Source organism: Abditibacteriota bacterium (assembly GCA_017552965.1).
Classification (GTDB): domain Bacteria; phylum Armatimonadota; class UBA5829; order UBA5829; family UBA5829; genus RGIG7931.
Genome location: JAFZNQ010000039.1, coordinates 86191 through 107763 on the forward strand (window position 1 = coordinate 86191; position 21573 = coordinate 107763).

Annotated in this window: 18 protein-coding genes; 12 read left to right on the top strand and 6 right to left on the bottom strand. The window is 60.2% G+C overall.

Annotated features, from left to right (window positions below; genetic code table 11):
- The first annotated feature begins 48 nt into the window (after nucleotides 1-48).
- From IK083_04290 to IK083_04315, 6 genes are all read left to right on the top strand, one after another.
- Nucleotides 49-855 carry a hypothetical protein gene (locus tag IK083_04290; protein MBR4748776.1) on the top strand — a complete coding sequence of 269 codons (807 nt, stop codon included), beginning with the start codon at nucleotides 49-51 and terminating at the stop codon, nucleotides 853-855.
- Between the two features lie 188 nt (nucleotides 856-1043).
- On the top strand, nucleotides 1044-2639 hold the full coding sequence (locus IK083_04295) for a hypothetical protein (GenBank protein MBR4748777.1): 1596 nt from the start codon (nucleotides 1044-1046) through the stop codon (nucleotides 2637-2639).
- A 140-nt stretch (nucleotides 2640-2779) separates the two neighbouring features.
- Nucleotides 2780-4018: a Gfo/Idh/MocA family oxidoreductase gene (locus IK083_04300; protein MBR4748778.1), complete on the top strand. Its 1239-nt coding sequence runs from the start codon at nucleotides 2780-2782 to the stop codon at nucleotides 4016-4018.
- A gap of 41 nt (nucleotides 4019-4059) precedes the next feature.
- Nucleotides 4060-4584 (top strand): hypothetical protein, encoded by a 525-nt coding sequence (locus IK083_04305; protein ID MBR4748779.1) that lies wholly within the window; start codon nucleotides 4060-4062, stop codon nucleotides 4582-4584.
- Nucleotides 4569-5168 carry a 3'-5' exonuclease gene (locus IK083_04310; GenBank protein MBR4748780.1) on the top strand — a complete coding sequence of 200 codons (600 nt, stop codon included), beginning with the start codon at nucleotides 4569-4571 and terminating at the stop codon, nucleotides 5166-5168. The genes IK083_04305 and IK083_04310 overlap by 16 nt, the downstream gene beginning before the upstream one ends.
- Nucleotides 5165-5680 carry an NAD(P)H-dependent oxidoreductase gene (locus IK083_04315; protein ID MBR4748781.1) on the top strand — a complete coding sequence of 172 codons (516 nt, stop codon included), beginning with the start codon at nucleotides 5165-5167 and terminating at the stop codon, nucleotides 5678-5680. The genes IK083_04310 and IK083_04315 overlap by 4 nt, the downstream gene beginning before the upstream one ends.
- A gap of 37 nt (nucleotides 5681-5717) precedes the next feature.
- Here IK083_04315 and IK083_04320 read toward each other — a convergent pair whose 3' ends face one another.
- Genes IK083_04320 through IK083_04345 form a run of 6 tightly spaced genes read right to left on the bottom strand, consistent with a single transcriptional unit; the run spans nucleotide 5718 to nucleotide 14909 of the window.
- Entirely contained in the window at nucleotides 5718-9116 is a 3399-nt protein-coding gene (locus IK083_04320; GenBank protein MBR4748782.1) for an exodeoxyribonuclease V subunit gamma, read from the bottom strand.
- Nucleotides 9113-10348, bottom strand: a complete 1236-nt coding sequence (locus IK083_04325) for a bifunctional folylpolyglutamate synthase/dihydrofolate synthase (protein ID MBR4748783.1) — start codon at nucleotides 10346-10348, stop codon at nucleotides 9113-9115. Before IK083_04325 ends, IK083_04320 begins: the two co-directional genes overlap by 4 nt.
- A 7-nt stretch (nucleotides 10349-10355) precedes the next feature.
- A complete protein-coding gene (locus IK083_04330) occupies nucleotides 10356-11405 on the bottom strand; it encodes a hypothetical protein (protein ID MBR4748784.1) in 1050 nt (349 codons plus the stop codon).
- Nucleotides 11402-12703 carry a hypothetical protein gene (locus IK083_04335; GenBank protein MBR4748785.1) on the bottom strand — a complete coding sequence of 434 codons (1302 nt, stop codon included), beginning with the start codon at nucleotides 12701-12703 and terminating at the stop codon, nucleotides 11402-11404. The genes IK083_04330 and IK083_04335 overlap by 4 nt, the downstream gene beginning before the upstream one ends.
- Nucleotides 12700-13854: a glycosyltransferase gene (locus tag IK083_04340; GenBank protein ID MBR4748786.1), complete on the bottom strand. Its 1155-nt coding sequence runs from the start codon at nucleotides 13852-13854 to the stop codon at nucleotides 12700-12702. Before IK083_04340 ends, IK083_04335 begins: the two co-directional genes overlap by 4 nt.
- A complete protein-coding gene (locus tag IK083_04345; GenBank protein ID MBR4748787.1) occupies nucleotides 13851-14909 on the bottom strand; it encodes a glycosyltransferase family 4 protein in 1059 nt (352 codons plus the stop codon). Before IK083_04345 ends, IK083_04340 begins: the two co-directional genes overlap by 4 nt.
- Before the next feature lie 208 nt (nucleotides 14910-15117).
- Here IK083_04345 and IK083_04350 point away from each other — a divergent pair, with 208 nt between their 5' ends.
- From IK083_04350 to IK083_04375, 6 genes are all read left to right on the top strand, one after another.
- A complete protein-coding gene (locus tag IK083_04350) occupies nucleotides 15118-15654 on the top strand; it encodes an acyltransferase (GenBank protein ID MBR4748788.1) in 537 nt (178 codons plus the stop codon).
- A complete protein-coding gene (locus tag IK083_04355) occupies nucleotides 15651-16727 on the top strand; it encodes a glycosyltransferase (protein ID MBR4748789.1) in 1077 nt (358 codons plus the stop codon). The genes IK083_04350 and IK083_04355 overlap by 4 nt, the downstream gene beginning before the upstream one ends.
- Before the next feature lie 2 nt (nucleotides 16728-16729).
- Entirely contained in the window at nucleotides 16730-17662 is a 933-nt protein-coding gene (locus IK083_04360) for a glycosyl transferase (GenBank protein MBR4748790.1), read from the top strand.
- 95 nt (nucleotides 17663-17757) lie between these two features.
- Nucleotides 17758-18573 (top strand): HAD-IIA family hydrolase, encoded by an 816-nt coding sequence (locus tag IK083_04365; protein ID MBR4748791.1) that lies wholly within the window; start codon nucleotides 17758-17760, stop codon nucleotides 18571-18573.
- Nucleotides 18574-18991: 418 nt separating this feature from the next.
- Nucleotides 18992-20590, top strand: coding sequence for a polysaccharide biosynthesis protein (locus IK083_04370; protein MBR4748792.1), 1599 nt, complete (start codon nucleotides 18992-18994; stop codon nucleotides 20588-20590).
- Nucleotides 20591-20711: 121 nt separating this feature from the next.
- Nucleotides 20712-21512 (top strand): C40 family peptidase, encoded by an 801-nt coding sequence (locus tag IK083_04375; protein ID MBR4748793.1) that lies wholly within the window; start codon nucleotides 20712-20714, stop codon nucleotides 21510-21512.
- Nucleotides 21513-21573: the final 61 nt, after the last annotated feature.

Here is a 21573-nt window from a genome sequence, read left to right on the forward strand (position 1 = left end):
ATAAATGTAAGAGCGCCGCTCTAATAATACAGTATGCTGGTGAACAAGATGAAAAAAACGGTTTTGATGCTGATACTGATCCTGGCCGTCACCGCCTCCTTCGGAGCAGACGTGGTGAAAAAGAGCGCCAGACCCTCCGGGTCCTCCGGGAGCGACTTCCCGATCCTGGCCCCCGGCAGCGAGGGGGGCTATCCCTCCGTGGCCGGCTTTCAGGGCAGAGGCCTGACTACGGGCTCCTATTTCCTGGGCATGATCTCTCCCGACGGCCTGATAGCCAGAGAGCTGGGCCTTACCTCGGCTCAGAAGAAAAAGCTGAGAGAGCTGAACTCCAACTACAGCTACAGATACAGGCAGGACTACAGGGATCACGGCGGCTTTGCCCCGGTCCGCGGCGCAGGCCGGGATGACCGCATGTACCATATGTCCTCCGGCTACGAGAATGCCTTCAAGGCTCTGCTGACCGGCAGACAGAGGACCAGATACGAGCAGCTGAAAAGACAGTATACCGGGGACTGGTATGACGACTACAGATTGTTCGACGACAGATACGACTATCTCTACGAGTCCTCCTTCCTGCGGGATCTGGACCTGACCACCGCTCAGAGACGGCAGCTGGAAAATCTGAACAAGATATTCTCGGACAAGCTCCGGAAGCAGACCGGGAGAAGCGACCGGCAAAAGGTCATGAGCGAGTATGACAGGTCTGTAAGGAGCATGCTGAACAAGAAGCAGCAGGAAAGGCTGGACGAGATGTATCTGGGCTTTCCCGGGGTCATAAATCCCGGCAAGGGCGATCCTTTTCCCGAGAGGATGAAGGACACGCCTTCCACCAACAAGAAGTATTCCGTCCGCTGATCCCGGCCCGGACAGGGCTTTGGAGGACCATACGAAGACGAACATATGGATAACCTACGCTGTGTTTGTTGCTGCGGCAGGCAATATGCCTGCCGCTTTCTGCCTGCCCGGGCTTCCGAAGGGCGTCAACAAGCCTCCCGGGAGGCTTGTTCGGCTATACGGGCGCGCCGGCAGGGGTGGAGGCTGATATGAAAAAGACACTGTTGCTGATATTGGCAGCGGCGCTGTTTTGCATCGTCTGCTTTCGCGCCGGCTCTGCCTATGGCGACTATGCCGCCCGCAAACAGACAGAGAGCGCGGTCCCGCCGGGGCCGGTCTCGTCCGCGGCAAAGGCCTACCGGCCGTTCGGCGCGTCTCAGCTTCCCCGGCAGACAGTCTCCCCCGCAGACCGCAAGACCCTCAAGTCCGGGGGTCCCTCACACAGGGTGAAGTACGGTCCGGACAATGCGCTCGGCAGTATGGCCGACGCCTTTCCCTGCAAGATATATCCTGACAGCGACTACGCGTTGGATCTGGGGCTGACGCCGAAGCAGAGAAAAAAGCTGGAGAGCCTCAACAAGCGCTATTTCAGGCTGTTTGAAGCGGAATACAAAAGGGAGCTGGGGGTATATATGACCCGGATCACCGGGCCTCACCCCCTGAAGGAATACGTGAAGCTGGAGAGCGACGGCAAAAGCGAGGCTCTCGGAGCGGGATACGAAAAGGAGTTCCGGTCGTTTCTCACACCCACGCAGACGGCCCGCTGCAGAGTCACCGTCGAAGCCGACACGCTGGGCTATGACCTGAACCACCATTCAGGCATGTATCCCAAGCCCCACGACATCTATTTTTTCAGATCCTTCGGACTGACCGACCGGCAGAAGGACCGGATAGAGCGGCTGAGCGCGGAGTATGGCGATTCCCTCAAAAAAAGCCGGTCTCCTCTGGAAAGACTGAAGTCGGCGCAAGAATACAAGACCAGGCTCAAGTCTTTCCTGGACGACTCCCAAAAGGAGCAGTATGAGAACATGTTCCGGGGGTCTCCCCTCGGCTTCCGCAAGTCTGTCGGCCCGAAGGTGAAGGCGGACTGGGATGATCTCCGGGCGGCCGGAGCCCCCGTGAAGGGTCCGGCGCCGCAGCCGGGAGCTGCCCCGGCAGGTCCCGACCCTGCCAAAAAGATACCCGATGCCACCGAGGCCGCCCACAGAGACTTCGCCGCAGATTTTCCCGGCAGGCTGGCGCCGGATGCGCCCGCCACCCCTGCCGTAAAGATCACCCTTTCCGCGGCCCAGAAGAAAAAGGTCGAAGAGCTGAACAAGCGGTATTTTGCCCTGTATGAGGCGGAATACAAGAGGCAGCTGAGGCTCTATATGTCACGGATCGACGCCCCCGCGTCCGCAGGTCCTCTGACGGAAGCCGTCAATGACGACCGGAGCGAAGCCATAGGAAAGGAATACGAGCAGGCTCTGCTGGATATCCTTACTCCGGAGCAGCGGGAGCTCCGGGCGAAGGACTCGGGGGAGAGCAGATCCCTGTATGCCCGCGGCTATTTCTATGCGTATCCCCGTCCCCACGGATGGCACTTTTTCAGGGACATGGGGCTCTCGGAGGAGCAGCAGCGCAAAATACGCAGCCTCAACGAGAAGCTGGGCAAGGATCTGGCCTCTGCCTCCGATCCTCTGCAGAGATCCACGAGATACTGTGAATACAAAAACGAGGTCACGTCTCTCTTCGATAGGCGGCAAACCGATCTCTTTTACAGCAGGTTCAACGACCTGATGCAAGGCAAGCAGCCCACGGACTGAGCCGGGAGCCCGGACGGCAGGCCCGCCGAGGGGCAGCCTGCGGGACGGTAAAATAATAAAAAAATGCTGCCGGGACTCGTTTTTTGGTATTCTGTGCTATAATATATAGAGAATATCATTCTTGGCAAGGAGATATATATATGAGTAAAAAGATCAGGATCGGCGTCTTCGGCGCCGGCCGGGGCTCTACCATGGTGGGAGTCATGAGCCAGCACCCCGACGCGGAGCTGGTGGCAATATGCGATAAATACAGGCCCGCTCTGGAAAACTGCAGGGCCCTGGCAGAGAAATACGGGGAAAAGGTGACCCTCTACGAGGACTTTGACCAGTTCCTGGAGCACGATATGGACGCGGTGGTCATGGCCAACTACGCCACGGAGCACGCCCCCTACGCCGCCCGATGCCTCCGCTCCGGCCGCCACGTGACCAGCGAGGTGCTGTGCATGCAGAACATGGCGGAGGCCGTGGATCTCATCGAGGCGGTGGAGGAGTCCGGCAAGGTGTACACCTACGCCGAAAACTACTCCTATTTCAGAGGCACCTGGGAGATGCGCAAGATATACCGCAGAGGGGACATAGGCGAGTTCCTCCACGGGGAGGGCGAATACGTCCACGACTGCGAGCCCATCTGGCCCCAGATCACCTACGGCGAGAGGAACCACTGGCGCAACTGGGCCCCCTCCACCTTTTACTGCACCCACGGAGCCGGACCCATCCTGACTATCACGGGGCTGCGGCCGGTGAAGGTGACTGCCTACGAGAACCCCAACAGGCTCAATCAGACCTACACGGCCCGGAAGGGAGACGGCTGCATGCTGTGCGTGCAGTTTGAGAACGGCGGCACCGGCAAATTCCTTACGGGAGGCTACAGACGGCAGCAGGAATCCATCTGGTACTGCGTGTACGGGACCAACGGCCAGATGGAGACCGACCGCTTTGGCGCCACCGTGGATATGCTCCACACCTGGATCCACGACAAGAAGGAAGGCAATTACTACAGGCCCGAGTTCGACACGGAAAACGATATATCCCGGTCCACCGAGGGCCACGGCGGGTCGGACTACTGGACCATGCAGTATTTTCTGGACAGCATTCTGGACAGAGAGGGCAAGGAGAACGCCATCGACGTCTATACGGCGGTGGATATGACCATGCTGGGGACCCTGGGCCTGAAGTCCCTCTTTAACGGCAACGCTCCCATGGATTGCCCCGATCTCAGGATCAAGGCGGAGAGAGAGCAGTTCCGCAACGACTATTACTGCGCGGACCCGGCTCTGGCCCATCTGCCCGGCCAGCCTCCCTGCTCCTGCTCCTTCGGTGACGTGGATATCCCCGACGAAGCCTACGAAGCGATCAGGAAGAAGTGGCAGGGCGAATAAATCAGACGGCAGGCCCTCGGGGCTCTGTCAAGGAGCAGCATATGGAACAGAACGAACAAATATTCAAGATCAGCTGGGACAACGTGCCCAACATGGCCTACACCAAGGCCTACGCCCTCAAATACGGCGACGACGAGGAGATCACCTTTACCAAGTCCAAGACCTGGATGAAGCTGGTGAAGGCTCTGGCCAACAAGCTCATAGCCGAGTATCCGGACACGGACCTGGGCAAGTTCACCATCCCGGGAGGCAAGGAGTATTTTTGCTATGAGGACAAGGCCTATCTGAACTGGCCCATCGATCTGGACAACGGGCTCTTTTTTGAGGGCAACATCAGCGCGGTGAAGGCGGTGGCCATAGCCGAGGCTCTCATAGACTATTTTCACGCCGACAAGGACAGGATAGTCATCAGCTATCTCGGCAAGGATTCGGTGCCTCCCGAGAACAATTTTGAGAGCAACTTCCGCAGAGCGGGAGATGAGGAAAAGCTGAAGATGCTCAAGGAGCTGGCCGGAGAGCTGTCGCCGGAAAAGAAAAAAGAACTGGCCGAATGGCTGAAAAAATAGCCCCGGTGCCCAGAGGCGAAAGGCTGGACATGCTGCCGGACACCTACGTGTGTCTGGACCTGGAGACCACCGGCTTTTCACCCCGCAGGGGCTCCGAGATACTGGAGATCGCCGCCGTGCTGACGGAGGACTTCCGGGTGGTCCGGGAGTTCAGCCGGACAGTGAGGCCCCGGGGAGACATCCCTCCCGCCATCACATTTCTCACGGGCATATCCCGGGAGATCGTCAGGTTTTCCGGGCCCATAGAGACGGTGCTGCCGGAGTTTCTGGAGCTGGCGGGCGACCTGCCGGTGGTGGGCCACAACGTGACCTTTGACCTGGGCTTTCTGAGCTACTATTCCAGGGAGGTCACCGGCCGCTATTTCCTGAACCCCTACGTGGACACCCTGCAGCTGAGCCGCAGCGTGTTCACCCCCGCCAGATGCGGCGGCAAGGTGTCTCACAGTCTGGAGGCCCTTTCCGAGAGGCTGGAGGTGGAGGCCATGCCCTCCCACAGGGCCCTGCGGGACGTGTATGCCACCCATCAGTGCTACAGAGCTCTGACGGCGGTCATCGCCGGAGAGCTGCTGAAGGAGGAACAATGAAGGTACTTATTCTGAACGGAAGCCCCCGGGCCGGGGGCAATACCGCGGCCATGTGCGAAGCCTTCCGGGAAGGCGCGGAGGCCGCCGGCCATACGGTGGAGCTGCTCCAGACCGGCAGGATGGATATAGGCGGCTGCCGGGCCTGCGAATACTGCCACGGAGAAGGGGAGGGCCGCTGCGCCGTGAAGGACGACATGCAAAAGGTGTATCCCCTGCTGGCAGAGGCCGAGTTCGTGGTGCTGGCCAGCCCCATATACTACTTTGCTCCCACCGCCCAGCTGCAGGCTGCGGTGCAGAGGATGTATGCCCTGATGCGGCCCGAAAAGACCCGCCGCATGGCTCTGCTCCTGTCCTCCGGCTCCCCCGGCGTTTACAACGCAGCGGTGTGCCAGTACAAGGACATGCTCAGCTATCTGGGCATAGGCAACAGCGGGATCATCACAGCCCACGGCCGGGAAAACAAGTCCCCGGAGAAGCTGGAGGAGATCAGGGCCTTCGCCCGGACCATATAAACGGACAAAAAAAGGCGGCTCTCATGAGCCGCTTTTTTTATTTGGATTTGTACTCCTTCAATTCCGATATGGGCCGGAGCCGCTCCGCTGCCGCCTTCAGCTCCTCTGCGCCGGGGATGACCAGCCTGTCCGGATGCTCCTTCAGCAGATAGTGCCAGTAGTGATCGGGGTTCTTGTCTTTGTTCAGATCCGCCCGGCATTTTTCCTCAAACAGCGCCGTCAGCTCGTTTACCTTCCTGTCGAGCTCCTTGTCTTCGTCCGGCTTTTCCAGTGTGGGGAAGATGCCGTAATATTTGTTCCGAAGGTGTTCTGGCAGCTCGTCTGTCTTTGCTTTGACTTCTTTTACAATTATTATCTCCGCAGGGGCGGAATAAAAGCTGTCGAGCTCGGTCACAGCGTCGCATACGCCGGTAAGCCAGCGCTTTATCTGATCTGTTTGCTCGCAAGTCTCGCACAGCGCGTATTCCTTATCCGCGCCGCATATATGCACGGGTAGAAACGGGAGAGAGTCATCCCGGCTCAGCAGATATACCGCGCCGGCCACGTAGGCTTCGATGCGGTTCCGGAGCTCTTCGATCTTCTTGGGAATAAAGACCCGTATCATGTCTTCGGACTCAAATACGTGGGTCTCGCCGGTGACGGTATAGGTCTTGCCGGTCTGCTCCGAAAAGAGCTCCGGCTTCAGAGGCGCCTTTTGGGCGCTGCCGCCGTATTTGGCTATCTGCTCGAAGGCCTTGTCCTCCCGGAGCAGGGCCTTTTCTATGTCGGCCAGGGGCCCCTCGGGAGCCTTGCCCTGCTGCCTGAATTCGCTGTCATAGGAGCCTGCCGCCTCATCTTTGTCGCCGCCGGCTGTGGCATAGGCCAGATATGCGGGCCTCTGATACTGCCATTTAGCCTTGGAGGGAGTGGCGGGAGGGATAAAGTCACTGTGGTCCGGGTCCCTGTCAAAATCGCCGAGGCCCAGCAGGCGCCTGAGATAAAAGTCCCCCGGGTCCAGCAAAAATTCTCTGATCAGGCCTGTGGTCAGCCCGGCGGTGTCATTGATGGCGCTGCTATATGTATCTGTGTTGACTCCGGGTTTTTTGGCAACTACGCCCGACAGAGCCCGGGCCTCCTCCAGGTCCTCTCCGTGATAGGGGACGGTCCATTCCCGCTCGGGAGCGTCTTTCCCATATTTCACGAGGTCGGTCCTGGCAAAGAGGGACAGGGGCTGCTCTTCACTGATACCCAGCAGCTTTTCCAGATCCGTGACGCAGGAGGAGGGGAAGCGCTCCGCGTTCTTGACCCGGTCCTTGCAGTCGTAGGTGATGTACACCTTGTCCGCTGCCCAGAGCACCGCCCGCAGGAAGGCGAAGCGGTTCAGGTCCGTCTGCGTGACTATCTCCCGCTTGCCGCCGGTCAGGTCCAGAGAGGACGGGACCTCCGTCCCGGGAAAATTGTCCTCGTTGAAGCCCATGAGATACAGGATCCTGAAATCGGGAAAGGTGATATTTTTTATGTGTCCGGTCATGACTCCCCCGATGAAGGGCTGCCCGTGCTCGAACTGCATGGGCTCTGCGGTGATCTCCAGAAAATAGCGCAGGTCCCGGAGATAGGGCACGTAGTTTCGTTGGATGCACTGGGTCCGGAATTTGTTCAGCCTGTCGGCCACGTAGCGCGCCATGCCCGCTTCTTTTTTGTCCGGCGCCAGCCAGTGCTCGAGCAGGGTCAGGACGCCCTCAAAGACCCGGTCGATGGCCTCACGGATCTTGTTTTCGTCTCTCATGGCGCTCCGGTCCTCGCGGTCAAGAGCCGCCAGTGCGCAGAGCTCCTGCCACAGAGGCTCGGCGAGGGACAGCAGCGCCGCATCTCTCCCGGTGTGCAGGATATCCTCCGGAGGCGTCAGACCGTCCCGGCTTTCCCGGGTGGCCTTTGCCAGCCTGTAGCGCCGGCCGGAGTGCTTCCAGGTGTGCAGGAGGTCGCCGTCGTCCCCCTTGTGGGCTGCGTCAAAGAACTCCCAGACTCCATTGGCCTCCATCCTGCCGAGCCAGTCCGTCACGTCCCCGTATTCCAGACCCTGCCGGTTCAGAAAACAGGGGTTCGTAAAGAGCTTCTCTATGCGAAAGCGCTCCATGCGGGAGCCCATCAGGTCAAAGAGAGCCTTGACTCCCTCCAGATAGCTGCTGCCGGGGCCCGGGCGGACACAGGTGAGATTGAAGGGGACGGACAGGGTCTTCGCTTTGGTTTTTTCGTCGGTTTTCTCGCAAGTATTTTCGTCGGGTTTTACCTCGGTCTTCTCCTTGCGGCCGAACACCCGCTCCATGTGGGGATAGTATTTGTTGGGGTCGCAGACCAGGACGCATATGTCCTCGGGAGAATACAGGTGATGGCCGTCCTTGTCCTTCGCCTTCAGGTCATTGCACACGCAGGTCCACACGGCCTCCGCCTCTCTCTCAGGGCCGGGGCAGGGGATGACCCTGACCTTGTCCCGGATATCCCCGTCCGTGACCCCGAAGCTCCGGGAGATGACCTGCTTCGGGTCGCTCTCGTCTCCGAACCTGCCGTCGGATACGCTGACTATATGCAGGTGCTTTGCGCCGCTCATATATTCCTCTGTGTTGGCCTTCTCCCCGGCGATCACCTTGTTCCAGCCCTGCAGGAGAGCGCAGTCGTCATCGGGCCGGGACGTATCCTCGTGCAGCTCCGGCAGAGCCTCGTGATAGAGGGTGATGCTGGCCTTCTGGCCCAGGGCGTTCAGCTGCCCCAGCACGGTGGAGGGTATATAGCCGTAGCCCAGTATGTGGGTGTCCGGGACCGGGTCTTCGGATCCGGCGACCTCTGCCGGCAGCTCCTTGCCGAAGGTGAGGGCTGCGGGCAGGGTGCCGAGCTCCAGCAGCTGCCGGTAGAGGCAGGCCTCTATGACCTCTATGGGGTTGTCGCTGTGAAAGCTGCTCTCCTGCCACTGCGACAGGAGCCCCGGGGCTTCCTCGGCGTATCTGACGAATATGCCGCTGAGGACGTGGGCGAGAGAATACCTGGCGGAGCCCTGCTCGTCACCGGTCATATAAGCCTTCAGGAGCTGCTTTGCCTCGCCGGCGCCGTCCACGCCTTCGAAAAGCCTGTCGATCCTGTCCGGCCGGAGGAGCATCAGCAGATGGGCAAACACGTCTCTCCGGGTGAGATTGTCCTCTATGTTCTCGGCTTCCAGAGCCTTGGCCAGCCTGAGCACCGACCAGTCCAGGGTGTCGTAGCCCACGCCCGTAACGGCCAGGCCCCGGCGGGCCAGCGCCAGGTCTATGAAGGTGCGGTTGATCCTGGAGGGGATGATGATCCGGTGGCTCGGACAGTCAAACAGGTTCTCTCCCCGGGCGTTGGCAGTCCTGATGGCTGCGGCCAGGTCGTCCATTGTCTGATCAAATATCGTGCGGCTGCCGCCGTTGTCCTGTGTGTGGCTCATGTTCTGACTTCTCCTATGGTGTAAAAGGAGCCCGTGACTATCACGGCTCCCTCCGGCCCCGCCAGAGCCCGGGCCTCGGCCAGGGCCGCGTTGACCTCCGGGACCTGCCGGCAGGGCAGATAGCGCTCCACCGTCCGGGCCAGCTCCTCCGCCGGCAGGGCTCTGGGGGAGGAGGAACGGGTGACTACCGCTTCGGCGCACAGGGGCGCCAGGGCCCGGACCACCGGGTCCGGATCGTGGTTCGAGAGCATGCCGATGACCAGCACCAGCTTCGGATACCGGAGCTCTGCGAGAGTGGCGGCCAGAGCCCGGGCGGCGGGTCCGTTGTGGGCTCCGTCCAGATAGACGCCGGGCCGGGAGCCGATCTGCTGAAACCGGCCCGGCAGAAAGGCCCGGGCAATGCCCCGCCTCAGGGCGTCCTCAGTCACGCTTGCGGTGAGGGACGCCGCCAGAGCGGCTATGGCCGCGTTCACCGGCTGAAAGGTCCCCCGGAGGGTGGGGGCATAGCCTCTGAGGGTCAGGACTTCCGACTCCAGGTCCCAGGGACCGGAGCCTGTGACCGTGAAGTCCCGCCCAAGGGCATAGACCCGGGAGCCTGCGAGGGCCGCCTGCCGGTCGATCTCCTCCAGGGCTTCTCCGTCGGCGCCTGTGACGCAGGGGACCCCGGGCTTGATGATGCCGGCCTTTTCCCGGGCTATCTCCCGCAGGGTGCTGCCCAGCCATTCCATATGGTCCGGGCCCACGGACACTATGACGCTGCAGTCGGGGGTGATGACGTTGGTGGCGTCGCTCCTGCCTCCCATGCCGCACTCTATGACGACTGCGTCCGTCTTCTGCAGGGCAAAATAGACGAAGGCCGCCACGGTCTTGGCTTCGAATTCCGTCAGGGACTCATAGCCGAGCCCGGCCAAACGGCCGTTGACCTCCCGCACCTTGTCTGCGCAGAGGCCAAAATCCTCGTCGGAGATATAGTCCCTGCCTATGCCTATGCGCTCGTTGACTCTGAATACGTAGGGGGAGGTGTAGGAGCCGGCTCGATAGCCGGCCTCGGTGAGGATGGAGGCGGCAAAGGCTGTGACGCTGCCCTTGCCGTTGGTGCCGGCCACGTGTATGAGCCTGCCGGCCCGGGGGAGCCCCAGCAGCTCCAGGGCCCGGGCAGTGCGGGCAAGACCCGGCCTGATGCCGAACACGGCCAGGGAGGAATAGTATTCCACAGCCTCTCGGATGTCCATGGCGCAGTCAGGTGGCCCGGCCTGTCCGGCCGGTGAACATGGGGCCCCGGCCTTCCGGCGGGGGATAGCTGTCAAAGTCAAAGAGATACTCGGGCAGGGCCTCCTCTATCTCTCTGACCGCGTCGGCGTATTGGGGGAACCGTGTGAAGACCCGGGTGTTGTGGACGGACCTGGCCGGGTCGAACCAGAGGCCGGGGCGGGGGTCCTCCCCTAGGCCCAGAAAGTCCCTGATGCGGGCAGTGGTCGCCTCATAATCATATACCATGTCCTCAAACCGCACCCTCAGTATCCCCTCGCCGGTGAGATAGGGCTGATGCTGCCGCAGGGCTCTGTAATAGGTGATAAAGTCTGCGGGGCTTTCCAGAGGCATGTAGCTGTTGGAGCGGCGGAGGGCTGTCAGGGCAAAGACGTAGAGGTCTCTGGGGTCCCTGTCGGAGACTATGGCCCGGGGATCCCGGAAAAAGGGAAAGCCCGCCCGGGGATCGTTGGCTCCGAAGGGCTGGTCCAGCACCACGGTCCGGTCCGGGCTGCCCCCCAGGGCTTCGATCATATCCCGGACGTGCTCGCAGGCCGCTTCGTAAAAGTTGTCGGGCATCACGGACATGCCCACCCTTATCCGGGGCCAGCCGGTCCAGGGCCTGCCCGTGAGCCGTTCTGCCAGGGGGATGATGCGTCTGGCGAAGAGGCGCCGCTTCAGAAAGGTGTTCACGAAGCCTGCCTGAGGCTCCGACCTGTCCCGCCAATACCAACGGGCCTGGGTGACCGAGTCCAGAAAGGCGCTCAGGGACCGGAGTATGCGGTCGCCGTCGCCGCCCCGGATGCGGCAGGCTGCGGCAAAGTCCCGGCATTTGCGCTCATATCTCAGGAGGGCCACCGCCGAGTCCAGATTGCGCATCTTCGGCCGGAGCAGCCGCTCCGCCAGATCCGCCAGACCGTCCGGCTCGCATATGATGCCGAACTCCAGGTTGTCCAGCACGCAGAGGTCCTCAAACTCCTTCAGATAGTCGCTTACGGCGCTGGAGCCCGTGTTGCCGAAGCCGCATACGCCCACTATCATTTTTTGTCCCTGCGGTGTTTGCGGGCCACCAGCCGGGAGGACTGGTGTATGTCTCTCTCGGCCACGGAAAACATGTTTTTGGTCAGGAGCCGGCGGGCAAAGGCGTATATGCCCGAGGGCTTGGGCCGGTATCCGGCCAGCAGCTGGGCGTATTGGGCGGATATGGGCAGGGCTACGAACAGCATCACGGCGGTGTAGGCCCGGAAGATGCCGCCCAGGACGCCCCAGAGTATCACAAAGGCTATGATGATGCCCGTGTAGTACTTCTGTATGCGGGTGTGCTTGCGCAGGATGACTATGATGCTCCGGCGGAGGATGTCCACCAGCAGCAGGCCGCCCACCAGACCGTATTTGGCAAAGGTGTCCAGTATGTCGCTGTGGCCGCTGATGACGCTGTAGTTTTTGGAATGGGAGCCGTAGCCTATGATAAAGGTGGTGGAGTCCGTGAGCCAGGTGTTGATGCTGTTCTGCAGGAAGGCAAATCTCAGCAATATGGATTTGGAGAGGCTGCTCATCTCACCGGTGGTCATCAGGTCCGCGATGCTCTTCAGGCGGTTGGCGAGCCTGTCCCCGGGGAACAGGGAGCAGACGGCCTTGATGCAGGCGGGCACGGCTCCCGACAGGACGAATACCAGAACAAAGAGTACCAGAGCGGCCAGTATGAGCTTGCGGTATCTGGAGGAAAATATGGCCAGAAGCAGCAGCATGAAGAGGCACAGAATGGCGTTGATGGCCCTCTGGAGTATGACGGTGATCACCGCGAAGGACAGCAGGCTCACCCCGAACAGCAGGAGCTTTGCCATGCGCCCGGTGGCCTGGAGCCCCAGGGCAAAGCAAATGCCCGAAAAGATCATGATGGAGTTGCAGTAGGGAGCGCCGGTGATATGGTTGGCCAGGTTGGTGTCATTCTCGTCCAGAGCGTTCTTGCCCAGAAAGGCCATGAAGAGCAGGTTCAGCAGGAATATGACGCATATGCCTACGAAGAGATCCCGTCTTTCCTTGCGGGGGAAGAAATAGAGCACTGCCAGGGAGGACAGGGCGCCTATGGAAAAGATGGCTGTCTGGCCCACGTATCTGAAGCCGTCGTCGGAAAAGCCCAGCAGGAGATACAGGCCGCACAAAAGGGGCAGCAGTATCAGCTCGCCCGCCAATATCTTTTCGTTGAGGGGCAGCCGGCTCCTCTGTCTGAAAAGACAATAGACGGACAGGACCCCCAGCAGCAGACCTGCGGGTATGCAGAAGTCCGCCAGCTGGGTGATCAGCATGGGTATGTAGCACAGTAAAAATACGTATATCATCGGTCGTTCCTGTCAAGAGATGCCTTGACGTAATCAAAATAGGCGCTGCGCGTCCGGTCCGGTATCCCGCGGGCGTAGCGCGCCGAGCGGGCGTAGCTGTCTTCCGCTGCCCGTTTCAGCTCGTCCCTGCTGCACAGCAGGACCACCTTCCGGCACAGGTCTGCGGGGTCGCGTTTTGCGATGAGATATTTTTCCGGTATGAGCTCTGGGATCCCTCCGGCCCGGCTGCCTATGCAGGGGCAGCCCGTGGCCATGGCCTCTATCACCGCTCTGGGCAGACCTTCCTGCAGACTGGGCTGCAGATATATGTCCGCCTCCTCCATGGCTGCCTCCATTTCCCCGGGGGTCAGCTCTCCCAGCAGCTCCAACCGGTCCTCCGCTCCCAGGCTTTTGGCCAGAGCGGTCAGACGGTCTCCGCTGCCGGGGCCGGCTATCCTGTAGCGGGCGTCTATGCCTGCCGCCTTCAGCAGTGGCAGGGCCCGGATCACCGTGTCATAGCCCTTGGAAGGGTTGTCCGGGGCTCCTGCGGACAGGAGCACGGGACGGGACGGGTCCATGCGGTCTGCGCGGCTCAGCCTGCTGCGGAGCAGGTCCCGGCCGTCTCTGTCCGGAAGGGAGACGTTGGACGCCGCCGCGGACCTGCGGGGGCAGGGATATCGTTTCTGGAGGGTGCTCTCTGTGACGTAGAGAGCGTAGTCTGCCCGGCGGACCCATTTTTTCATGGACAGATGATAGTAGGGGGCCAGCAGCTTGCCGGACAAGCCGTGATTCCAGCTGGCGTCCCAGGCGTCGCCCATGCATTCCGCAAACACGGGTATCCCCGCGCCTACCGCAGCCGCTGCGGCGGCGTAGGCGGGCACCGAGGGGAACCGGCACACTGCCAGGCTGCAGCCTGCCATGGCCGACCTTATCTGCCGGCGATAGCGGCCGGCGAGCACCTGCGTCAGGGAGCCTATGGGCACCACGTTTTCCAGCATATCCGTGCCGTCGCTGCCCGGAGGCAGGGAGCCGGCCTCCTGGATGCGGGTAAACAATACTATGGGACCGAAGGCCTCATAGTAGCGCCTGACTATGTGATAGTATTTGCTCCTGAAATAATATCTGCCCTCATAGCGCCCTATGCGGAAGTCGGTGGCCATGAAGACAGTCATGGTATGCGTTCCAGCTCGCTCATGTAGATGTTGACTATCTGCTCCCGGTCAAACTCCTGCTCCACCTTGTGCCTGCCGTTGATGCCCATCTGCAGCTTTTCTTCGTAGGACATCTTCAGGAACCGCTCCATCTTGTTCACCAGATCCTGATGGTTCTCCGGCTGGAACAAAAAGCCGGTGACGTTGTCGTCTATGACGCTCCTGGTGCCCGGGGTGTTGGAGCCTATGCAGGCCCTGCCCGTGGCGGCGCCCTCCAGCAGGGCGTTGGGTATGCCCTCGCCTCCCTTGGAGGGGAGGACTATGCAGTGGCTTTTGCGGATCTCTCTGTCTATGTCGTTGCTGAAGCCCAGGTGCTTGACTATGCCGTCCTGCTCGTATTCCTGCACTATCTGACGGTACTGGGGCTCCACGAAATAGCCCGCTATGTAGAACTGGGTCCTGGGATACTTGCTCTTGATGGATTTGGCCGCCTTCAGGTATTCGTCTATGCCCTTCAGGGCCAGGATGCGGCCTATGTAGAGAAACCGGATGCGCTCGGTCTTGGGCATCCTCACGTAAAAATGCTCCCTGAGGTTGCAGCCCGAGCCGGGGATGACGGTATAGTTGTCCTTGACGAGGCTGTTGGCGAGAAAAAACTCCTTGTCGTCGGCGTTCTGAAAAAACACCTTGTAGGCTCGCTTCACCGACAGCCGGTACAGCACCTTGCACAGCTCGCTGATAAGGCTTTTTTTGAGGAATACGCCGCCGGTGCCCGTGATGTTGCATATCTGGGGACAGCCGAAGGACCGGGACGCGAGGGAGCCGTAAATATTGGGCTTGATGGTGTAGGAGAAGATGATGTCGGGCCGTATCTGACGGATGATCTGCCTGTAATGCCTGTAGAGTCTGAAGTCCTTGAGAGGGTTGATGCCCCGTCTGTCTATGGGGGCGGGGATCACCCGGCAGCCCATTTCTTCATAGGGCTGGTTTTCTTCCGCCTCCAGCATGGAGACATACACTTCGTGCCCCTCCTTCAGCAAGCGCATCACCAGCTCCTTGCGGAAGTTGAGAGACATGAAGTCGTTGGATAGCAGAAGTATCTTTTTCAAGGCGTGCTCCGAATAACGGCCGGACCGTGTATGTGTTGATAACTCACAAAATATTATACTACAAAAAAGTATTTATTGCAACAAAGCCGGGGCCTCTCCGGGTTTGACATCCCGGCTGCGCGTATAGTAAAATCTTAGTGGAACAAGCTAAAAAATCGGTATTACGGACTGACGTATGAACAGATATCTGAAGGGAGCCCTGGCCTGCGCGCGAGGCGGGGCTTTCGGCATCGCGGCCCTGCCCGTAAAGGGCTGGACCGTGAATATGCGCGCAGCCATTTTCGGCGGCGCGGACCTGGAGCTGGACCCCGGCTCGCTGGTGGAGATAGGCCGCAACGTGCGGATCAGGGAAAGAGCGTCCCTGAAGGCCCGCCGGGGAGCCCGGCTGACTCTGGAGAAGGACGTGTACGTGGGCCCCGGCAGCATACTGGCGGCCCGCTGCGGGATCACCGTGGGCGAGGGCACTCTCATATCCCCCTACGTGCAGATATACGACCACGACCACAAATACACGGAGGAGGGGGTCTCCGAGAGGGAATACGCCTGCGCCCCCGTCACCATCGGCAAGCGCTGCTGGATAGGCGCCAACACGGTGATACTGAAGGGCGCCACTCTGGGCGACAACTGCATAGTGGCCGCCGGCAGCATAGTAAAGGGCAGCTGGCCTCCGGGCTCCAGGATAGTGCAGAAGAGACACACGGAAGACCTATGAAAGCGGCTCTCATCATACACAGGCTTTCCCGGTCCGGGGCTCCGAAGATCATGGTGTGGCTGGCCGAGTATCTCACCAGGAGGGGTCATGACGTGACACTGGTGTCCCTGTATGACTGCCCCGACAGCCTGCCGGTGCCTCCGGAGGTCCGGCTGAAGGCTCTGGATATACGGCAGAGCGGGAACCCTCTGGTCCGGAAGACTGTGGGGCTCTGGAGAGCCGAGAAGCGGCTGCTGCAGGTCCTGAGGGAGACGCGTCCCGACCTGTGCCTCACCTTTATGGACACTGCCGGGCTCCTGCTGCTCCTGGTCAAGGGCTTCTGCGGCCTCAGAGTGTATTGCTCCGAAAGGGCCGACCCGGACAGGGGAGGCCCCCTGAGCGCCTTCATCAGAAAAAGACTTACCCTCCTGTCCGACGGAGTGGTGTTCCAGACGGAGGGGGCCAGAGACTGCTTCCGGGGCCTTGCTCTCCCCCGCAGCAGGGTGATACCCAACCCTGTCAGCGTCCCTCCCGCCCCTGCCAAAGAGGACCGGCCCGGGACTCTGGTGTGGGCCGGCAGGTTCGACAACCGGCAGAAAAGGCTGGACCTGCTGCTCCGGGCCTTCGCCCTCGTGCTGAAGACCTTTCCGGAGGAAAGGCTCACCCTCTACGGCGACGGACCGGATATGCCCCGGATCAGGCGTCTGGCGGAGAAGCTGGGCATAGAGGGCAGCGTGGACTTTGCGGGCTTTGAGCCCGACCTGGCCCGGGCGCTGGCCGCAGGGAAGGTCTTCGTCATGTCCTCGGACTTCGAAGGCATCCCCAACACCCTCATAGAAGCCATGGCAGCGGGGCTGCCCTGCGCCGTCACCGACTGCTCCCCGGGAGGGGCGCGGGTCCTGATAAGGGACGGCGTGGACGGGCTCATCACTCCCCGGGGAGACGCCCGGGCCCTGGCGGAGGCTGTGACCGGCATACTCTCGGACCCGGAGCTGGCCCGGACCCTGGGGGCCAACGCGGCCCTCATCACCGACAGGTTCGCGCCGGACAGGATAGGCGCCGAGTGGGAAGAGTTTTTGACGGAAGGACTGTGACGATGAACAAGCTGTCGAAACTCCTGGGCGACCCCTGGAGGGCGGTGCGTTCCCTGGGAAACCGGGGCTTTCTGAACTTTGTGGATGACAGGACTTACCTGCGCCTGAGGTTTCGGGCCAAAATGGGCTATTGGCCGAACCTGGAGAGCCCGCAGACTTATTCCGAAAAGATCCAGTGGCTGAAGCTCCATGACAGGGATCCCCTCTATACGGTGCTGGCGGACAAATACGCGGTACGGGAATACGTGGCAGACAGGATCGGCCCGGAATACCTGATATCCCTGCTGGGCAAATGGGACCGGCCCGGGGATATAGATTTTGACAGCCTGCCGGACAGGTTCGTGCTGAAGTGCAGTCACGATTCCAACTCGGTGGTGATCTGTCGGAACAAAGCCTCCTTTGACGCTGCCAAGGCCTGCCGGCGTCTGGCGGAGAGGCTGGAGCGCAACCCCTTTTACTTTGACAGGGAATGGGCATACAAGGACATAGTTCCCTGTATCATTTGCGAGGAATATCTGGAGGATACCGCTGCGGGAGAGCTGAAGGATTACAAGTTCTTCTGTTTCGGAGGCGTCCCCCGCATGATGCTGCTGGCTTCCGGAAGGCAGGACAGGGACCGGGGGCCCGTCTTTGATTATTTTGACATGGATTTCCGGCGGCTGGATATGCGCCGGGGCCACCCCAATTCCCCGGAGCCTCCCGAAAAGCCCGCCGCCTTTGAGGAGATGAAGAAGCTGGCGGAGGCTCTGTCCCGGGACCTGCCCCACGCCAGGATAGACTTTTACCAAGCGGACGGCAGGGTGTATTTCGGAGAGATCACCTTTTATCCCGCCGGAGGCTCGGAACCCTTCGATCCTCCTGAATGGGACGCCAGGATCGGCGGGTGGCTGGATCTGGAGCCGGTGAGGCAAAAGTACGGGGCCGGGACCAAATGAGGTCCCGCTCCCGGAGCAGGCGTCCGGGAAACTTTTTTGACAGAATCGCCGTCTTATGATATAGTTAGAGTGTATATGCTGCGAACAAGGCTGATATGAAAGACGTATTTGGCCGGGATTACGCCCGGCTCCGGGGGAAAACCCTGTATCTGCTGGATATGGACGGCACTCTGTATCTGGGAGACAGGGTCTTTGACGGGACCCGCGGGTTCCTCTCGGGGATAAAGGCCCGGGGCAGATACGTATTTATCACCAACAATTCGTCCCGGAGCCCCGCGGACTACGTGGCCAGGCTGGCCTCCATGGGGATAGAAGCCTCGAAGGAGGATTTTTTTACCTCCGTGGACGCGGCGGCGCTGCTCCTTGCGGACAGGCACCCCGGGGGCCTCATATACGCCCAGGGCACCCGTTCCATGATCGGGCAGCTCAGGGAGGCGGGCATCCGGGTAGTGACGGAGCCCTGCTCCGAAGCGGAGGCCGTGCTGGTGGGCTTTGACACGGAGCTGACCTTTGAGAAGCTGGTAAACACGGTGAAGATGCTGGCTCTCGGCACGCCCTTTTACGCCACCAATCCGGACCTGGTGTGTCCCGTGGAATTCGGCAGCGTGCCGGACTGCGGCAGCATGTGCGTGGGTCTGGAAAACGCCACCGGGCGCAAGCCTTATTACATAGGCAAGCCCAGGCCGGACATGATACGCATCGCCATGGAAAAATACGGCGCCCTGCCGGAGGAGACTCTGGTGGTGGGGGACAGGCTGTACACGGATATAGCCGCCGGCGTGAACGCCGGAGTGGACACGGTGTGCGTGCTGTCCGGCGAGGCCACCCTCGAAGATATTGAGCATGCGGACCTGCGGCCGGACTACGTGCTGGACTCCGTCAGGGATCTGATATGCCTTTTTGAGCACTGAACGTGTGATCGATACTATGGAAGACAAGGATATTACACAAGCGTTATCAAAAACCAAGACCTCCCACAACAACGTGGTGAGGCTGATGGTGTATGACTTTCTCGCCTATCTGTTTTTTGCCGTGACCTTTTTGTACTGGCACGACAAATGCAGCGTGAAGGAGACCCTGCTGCTCTTGTCGGCGGGGGCGGTGTTTGTGTTCGGCTGCCGTATATCCTGGAAGATATACAGGCAGGTCTGGCGCTACGGCAGCACTCTGTCCTACGGCAGGCTGATCATCAGCGACGTGACGGCCCTGGCGCTGCTGCTGATGACCGACGCGGTCTCCGGCTACATATTGCAGGACTTCAATCAGAAGCCTGCCACCTACGCGGGCATCATAGCCATCATTTCCCTCAACCTGATCTTCAGCATAGTCATGCGTCTGGCCTATCAGTACGCCTACCATTCCAGCTCCAGCGACAGCGTCAAGGCGGAGCGCTTCCGCACCCTGCTGCGTATCATAGGCCGCCTGAACGTGAATCAGCCGAGCAGCCTGCAGAACTCCAGACATACCATCAAGATAGCGGTGGTGGGCGCCGGCAGAACAGGCGCCAGCCTGGCCAACGAACTCCTGAACAACCCCTACGCCAACTACAAGCCCAGCCTCTTCATAGACAAGGACCCCGAGAAGGTGGGCCGCCAGCTCTACGGCATCTCCATCGTGGGGGAAAACGAGGCCACTCTGGACTTTCTCAATCAGACGGACATACAGGAAGTGGTGTTTGCCCTGCCCGCCATGGAGGCGGACGAAAAGCGCAGGCTCTACGAATACTACAAAAAGACCGGCTGCAAGGTGAAGATATACGACTATCCCAACATGCGGCAGGCCGGCGAGACCAAGAGGACCCTCAGAGAGTTTGACATAGAGGAGCTGCTGTTCCGCAAGCCCATAGAGCTGTCCGACGAAAAGACGGTGGCCTACTACAGGGACAAGGTGATACTGGTCACCGGAGGCGGCGGCTCCATAGGCAGCGAGCTGTGCCGTCAGATAGCCGGCATGAATCCCAGGCGGCTGGTGATACTGGACGTCTATGAAAACGGCGCCTACGACATAGAGCAGGAGCTGAAGATAGCCTACGGCGACGCTCTGGACCTGCGGCTGGAGATACTGTCCGTGTGCGACAGGAGCGGCCTGGAAAAGGTCTTCGAGACCCACCGGCCCGACATAGTGCTCAACGCCGCCGCCCACAAGCACGTGCCCCTGATGGAGCACAACTGCTGCGAGGCTGTCAAGAACAACGTGTTCGGCACCCTCAACACTGTGGATATGGCGGTCAAATACGGCGCCCGGCGCTTCATCATGATCTCCACGGACAAGGCGGTGAACCCCACCAACGTCATGGGAGCCACCAAGCGCATGTGCGAGATGATAGTCCAGAGCCGCAGCCTGGAGAACACGGGCACCATCTTTTCCTGCACCCGCTTCGGCAACGTGCTGGGCAGCGCCGGCTCGGTGATACCTCTCTTCAAGAGGCAGATAGCCAAGGGAGGCCCCATCACCCTGACGGACAAGCGCATCATCAGATATTTTATGACCATCCCCGAGGCCAGCCAGCTGGTGCTGCAGTCCGGCCCCATGGCTCACAACGGCGAGCTGTTCGTGCTGGATATGGGCAAGCCGGTCAGGATACTGGATATGGCGGAAAATATGATCAGGCTCTCCGGCAAGGAGCCCTACTATGACGTGGACATAGTGGAGACAGGCCTCCGGCCCGGCGAAAAGCTGTATGAAGAGCTGCTGATCAAGAACGAGGATATGGACAAGACCGACAATTCTCTCATATTCATAGAGAGAGACACTCCTCTTCCCTACCCGGAGATCGAGGCGAAGCTGCAGATCCTGCGGGACGCGGTGGCAGGCGAGGACAACCGTCTGGCCAAAAAGGCCCTGAGACAGGTGGTCCCCACCTTCAAGGACCCGGAGGTGGTAAACGCTTCGGCGGCCCAGTCGGAAGAGATGAACGCGGTCATGTGACCCGCTTGCGAGAAAAAAGCCTGCTCCGGCAGGTTTTTTTGTTGCACCGGGGCTTTTTATATGTTATAATAGAAATAACCTATAGTTGCGCATGCATCCGTATGGGCAAAGAACAGAGGTCATGATGATCAGAAAAATCATATACCTGATACTTGTGTGTCTGGCGGCGGCGCCGGTCCTTTGCGAGCCGGTGACCGAGATCACGGTGTTGCTGGGCGAGGAAAAAGAGGCGCCCAGACAGACTCCGTCCGTGTCTTCCCGCGCCCATTCCTCCGACGGAAAAGAAAAGATAGGGGATTACGGGGTGATAATCACCGACTTTGCCACCATCCGCAAGACCCCTTCCGAAAAGGCCGTCTCCAGAGGGGTGGTGCCTGCCAACGAGACCGTCATCATACAGGCGCAGAAGGCCGGCTACACCGGAGTCCTGCTGGAGGACGGCACCACGGGCTGGATACTGGACGCCGCCGTGAGGAGAGTGCCCATAGAGGTGTTTGCGAAGCGCACCTATCTGCCTTCGAAGATCATGGGCTACGACTCGGGCAAGATACCCTTTTCCGAGATCATCACCCACAGCATGGCTTTCAGCAAGACCCCCTACGTGTTCGGAGGCACCTCCATCAACGCGGGCATGGACTGCTCCGCCTTTGTGCGGGAGATTTTCAAGCGCATGGGCATCACTCTGCCCCGCACCGCCAGAGAGCAGGCCAACGTGGGCACCGACGTGCCCAAGGACATAGAGCATATGGTGGTGGGAGACAGGCTGTATTTCAGATACAAGAACTCCTACATAGATCATACGGGGATATACGTGGGCAACGGCTACTATATCCACTGCAACGCCTCCAAGCACGGAGTCAGCTGCGACGAGCTGTTCGTCCCCAGGACCTTCAGCAAGCTGGTGTCTGTCAAGAGGTTTTAATTATTGGCAAATGGGATCCGCTATAGAGCCCGAAGGGCTTTGTAGCGGATCTGTCTGTTGT

Excerpts from the sequence above, each read along its gene's own strand:
- IK083_04290 (MBR4748776.1), top strand. The coding sequence starts at position 49 with ATGAAAAAAACGGTTTTGATGCTGATACTGATCCTGGCCGTCACCGCC.
- IK083_04355 (MBR4748789.1), top strand. The coding sequence starts at position 15,651 with ATGAAAGCGGCTCTCATCATACACAGGCTTTCCCGGTCCGGGGCTCCG.
- IK083_04305 (MBR4748779.1), top strand. The coding sequence starts at position 4,060 with ATGGAACAGAACGAACAAATATTCAAGATCAGCTGGGACAACGTGCCC.
- IK083_04315 (MBR4748781.1), top strand. The coding sequence starts at position 5,165 with ATGAAGGTACTTATTCTGAACGGAAGCCCCCGGGCCGGGGGCAATACC.
- IK083_04370 (MBR4748792.1), top strand. The coding sequence starts at position 18,992 with ATGCGTCTGGCCTATCAGTACGCCTACCATTCCAGCTCCAGCGACAGC.
- IK083_04335 (MBR4748785.1), bottom strand. The coding sequence starts at position 12,703 with ATGATATACGTATTTTTACTGTGCTACATACCCATGCTGATCACCCAG.
- IK083_04340 (MBR4748786.1), bottom strand. The coding sequence starts at position 13,854 with ATGACTGTCTTCATGGCCACCGACTTCCGCATAGGGCGCTATGAGGGC.
- IK083_04325 (MBR4748783.1), bottom strand. The coding sequence starts at position 10,348 with ATGGACATCCGAGAGGCTGTGGAATACTATTCCTCCCTGGCCGTGTTC.
- IK083_04330 (MBR4748784.1), bottom strand. The coding sequence starts at position 11,405 with ATGATAGTGGGCGTATGCGGCTTCGGCAACACGGGCTCCAGCGCCGTA.
- IK083_04295 (MBR4748777.1), top strand. The coding sequence starts at position 1,044 with ATGAAAAAGACACTGTTGCTGATATTGGCAGCGGCGCTGTTTTGCATC.
- IK083_04375 (MBR4748793.1), top strand. The coding sequence starts at position 20,712 with ATGATGATCAGAAAAATCATATACCTGATACTTGTGTGTCTGGCGGCG.
- IK083_04365 (MBR4748791.1), top strand. The coding sequence starts at position 17,758 with ATGAAAGACGTATTTGGCCGGGATTACGCCCGGCTCCGGGGGAAAACC.
- IK083_04300 (MBR4748778.1), top strand. The coding sequence starts at position 2,780 with ATGAGTAAAAAGATCAGGATCGGCGTCTTCGGCGCCGGCCGGGGCTCT.
- IK083_04360 (MBR4748790.1), top strand. The coding sequence starts at position 16,730 with ATGAACAAGCTGTCGAAACTCCTGGGCGACCCCTGGAGGGCGGTGCGT.
- IK083_04345 (MBR4748787.1), bottom strand. The coding sequence starts at position 14,909 with ATGTCTCTCAACTTCCGCAAGGAGCTGGTGATGCGCTTGCTGAAGGAG.
- IK083_04320 (MBR4748782.1), bottom strand. The coding sequence starts at position 9,116 with ATGAGCCACACACAGGACAACGGCGGCAGCCGCACGATATTTGATCAG.
- IK083_04350 (MBR4748788.1), top strand. The coding sequence starts at position 15,118 with ATGAACAGATATCTGAAGGGAGCCCTGGCCTGCGCGCGAGGCGGGGCT.
- IK083_04310 (MBR4748780.1), top strand. The coding sequence starts at position 4,569 with ATGGCTGAAAAAATAGCCCCGGTGCCCAGAGGCGAAAGGCTGGACATG.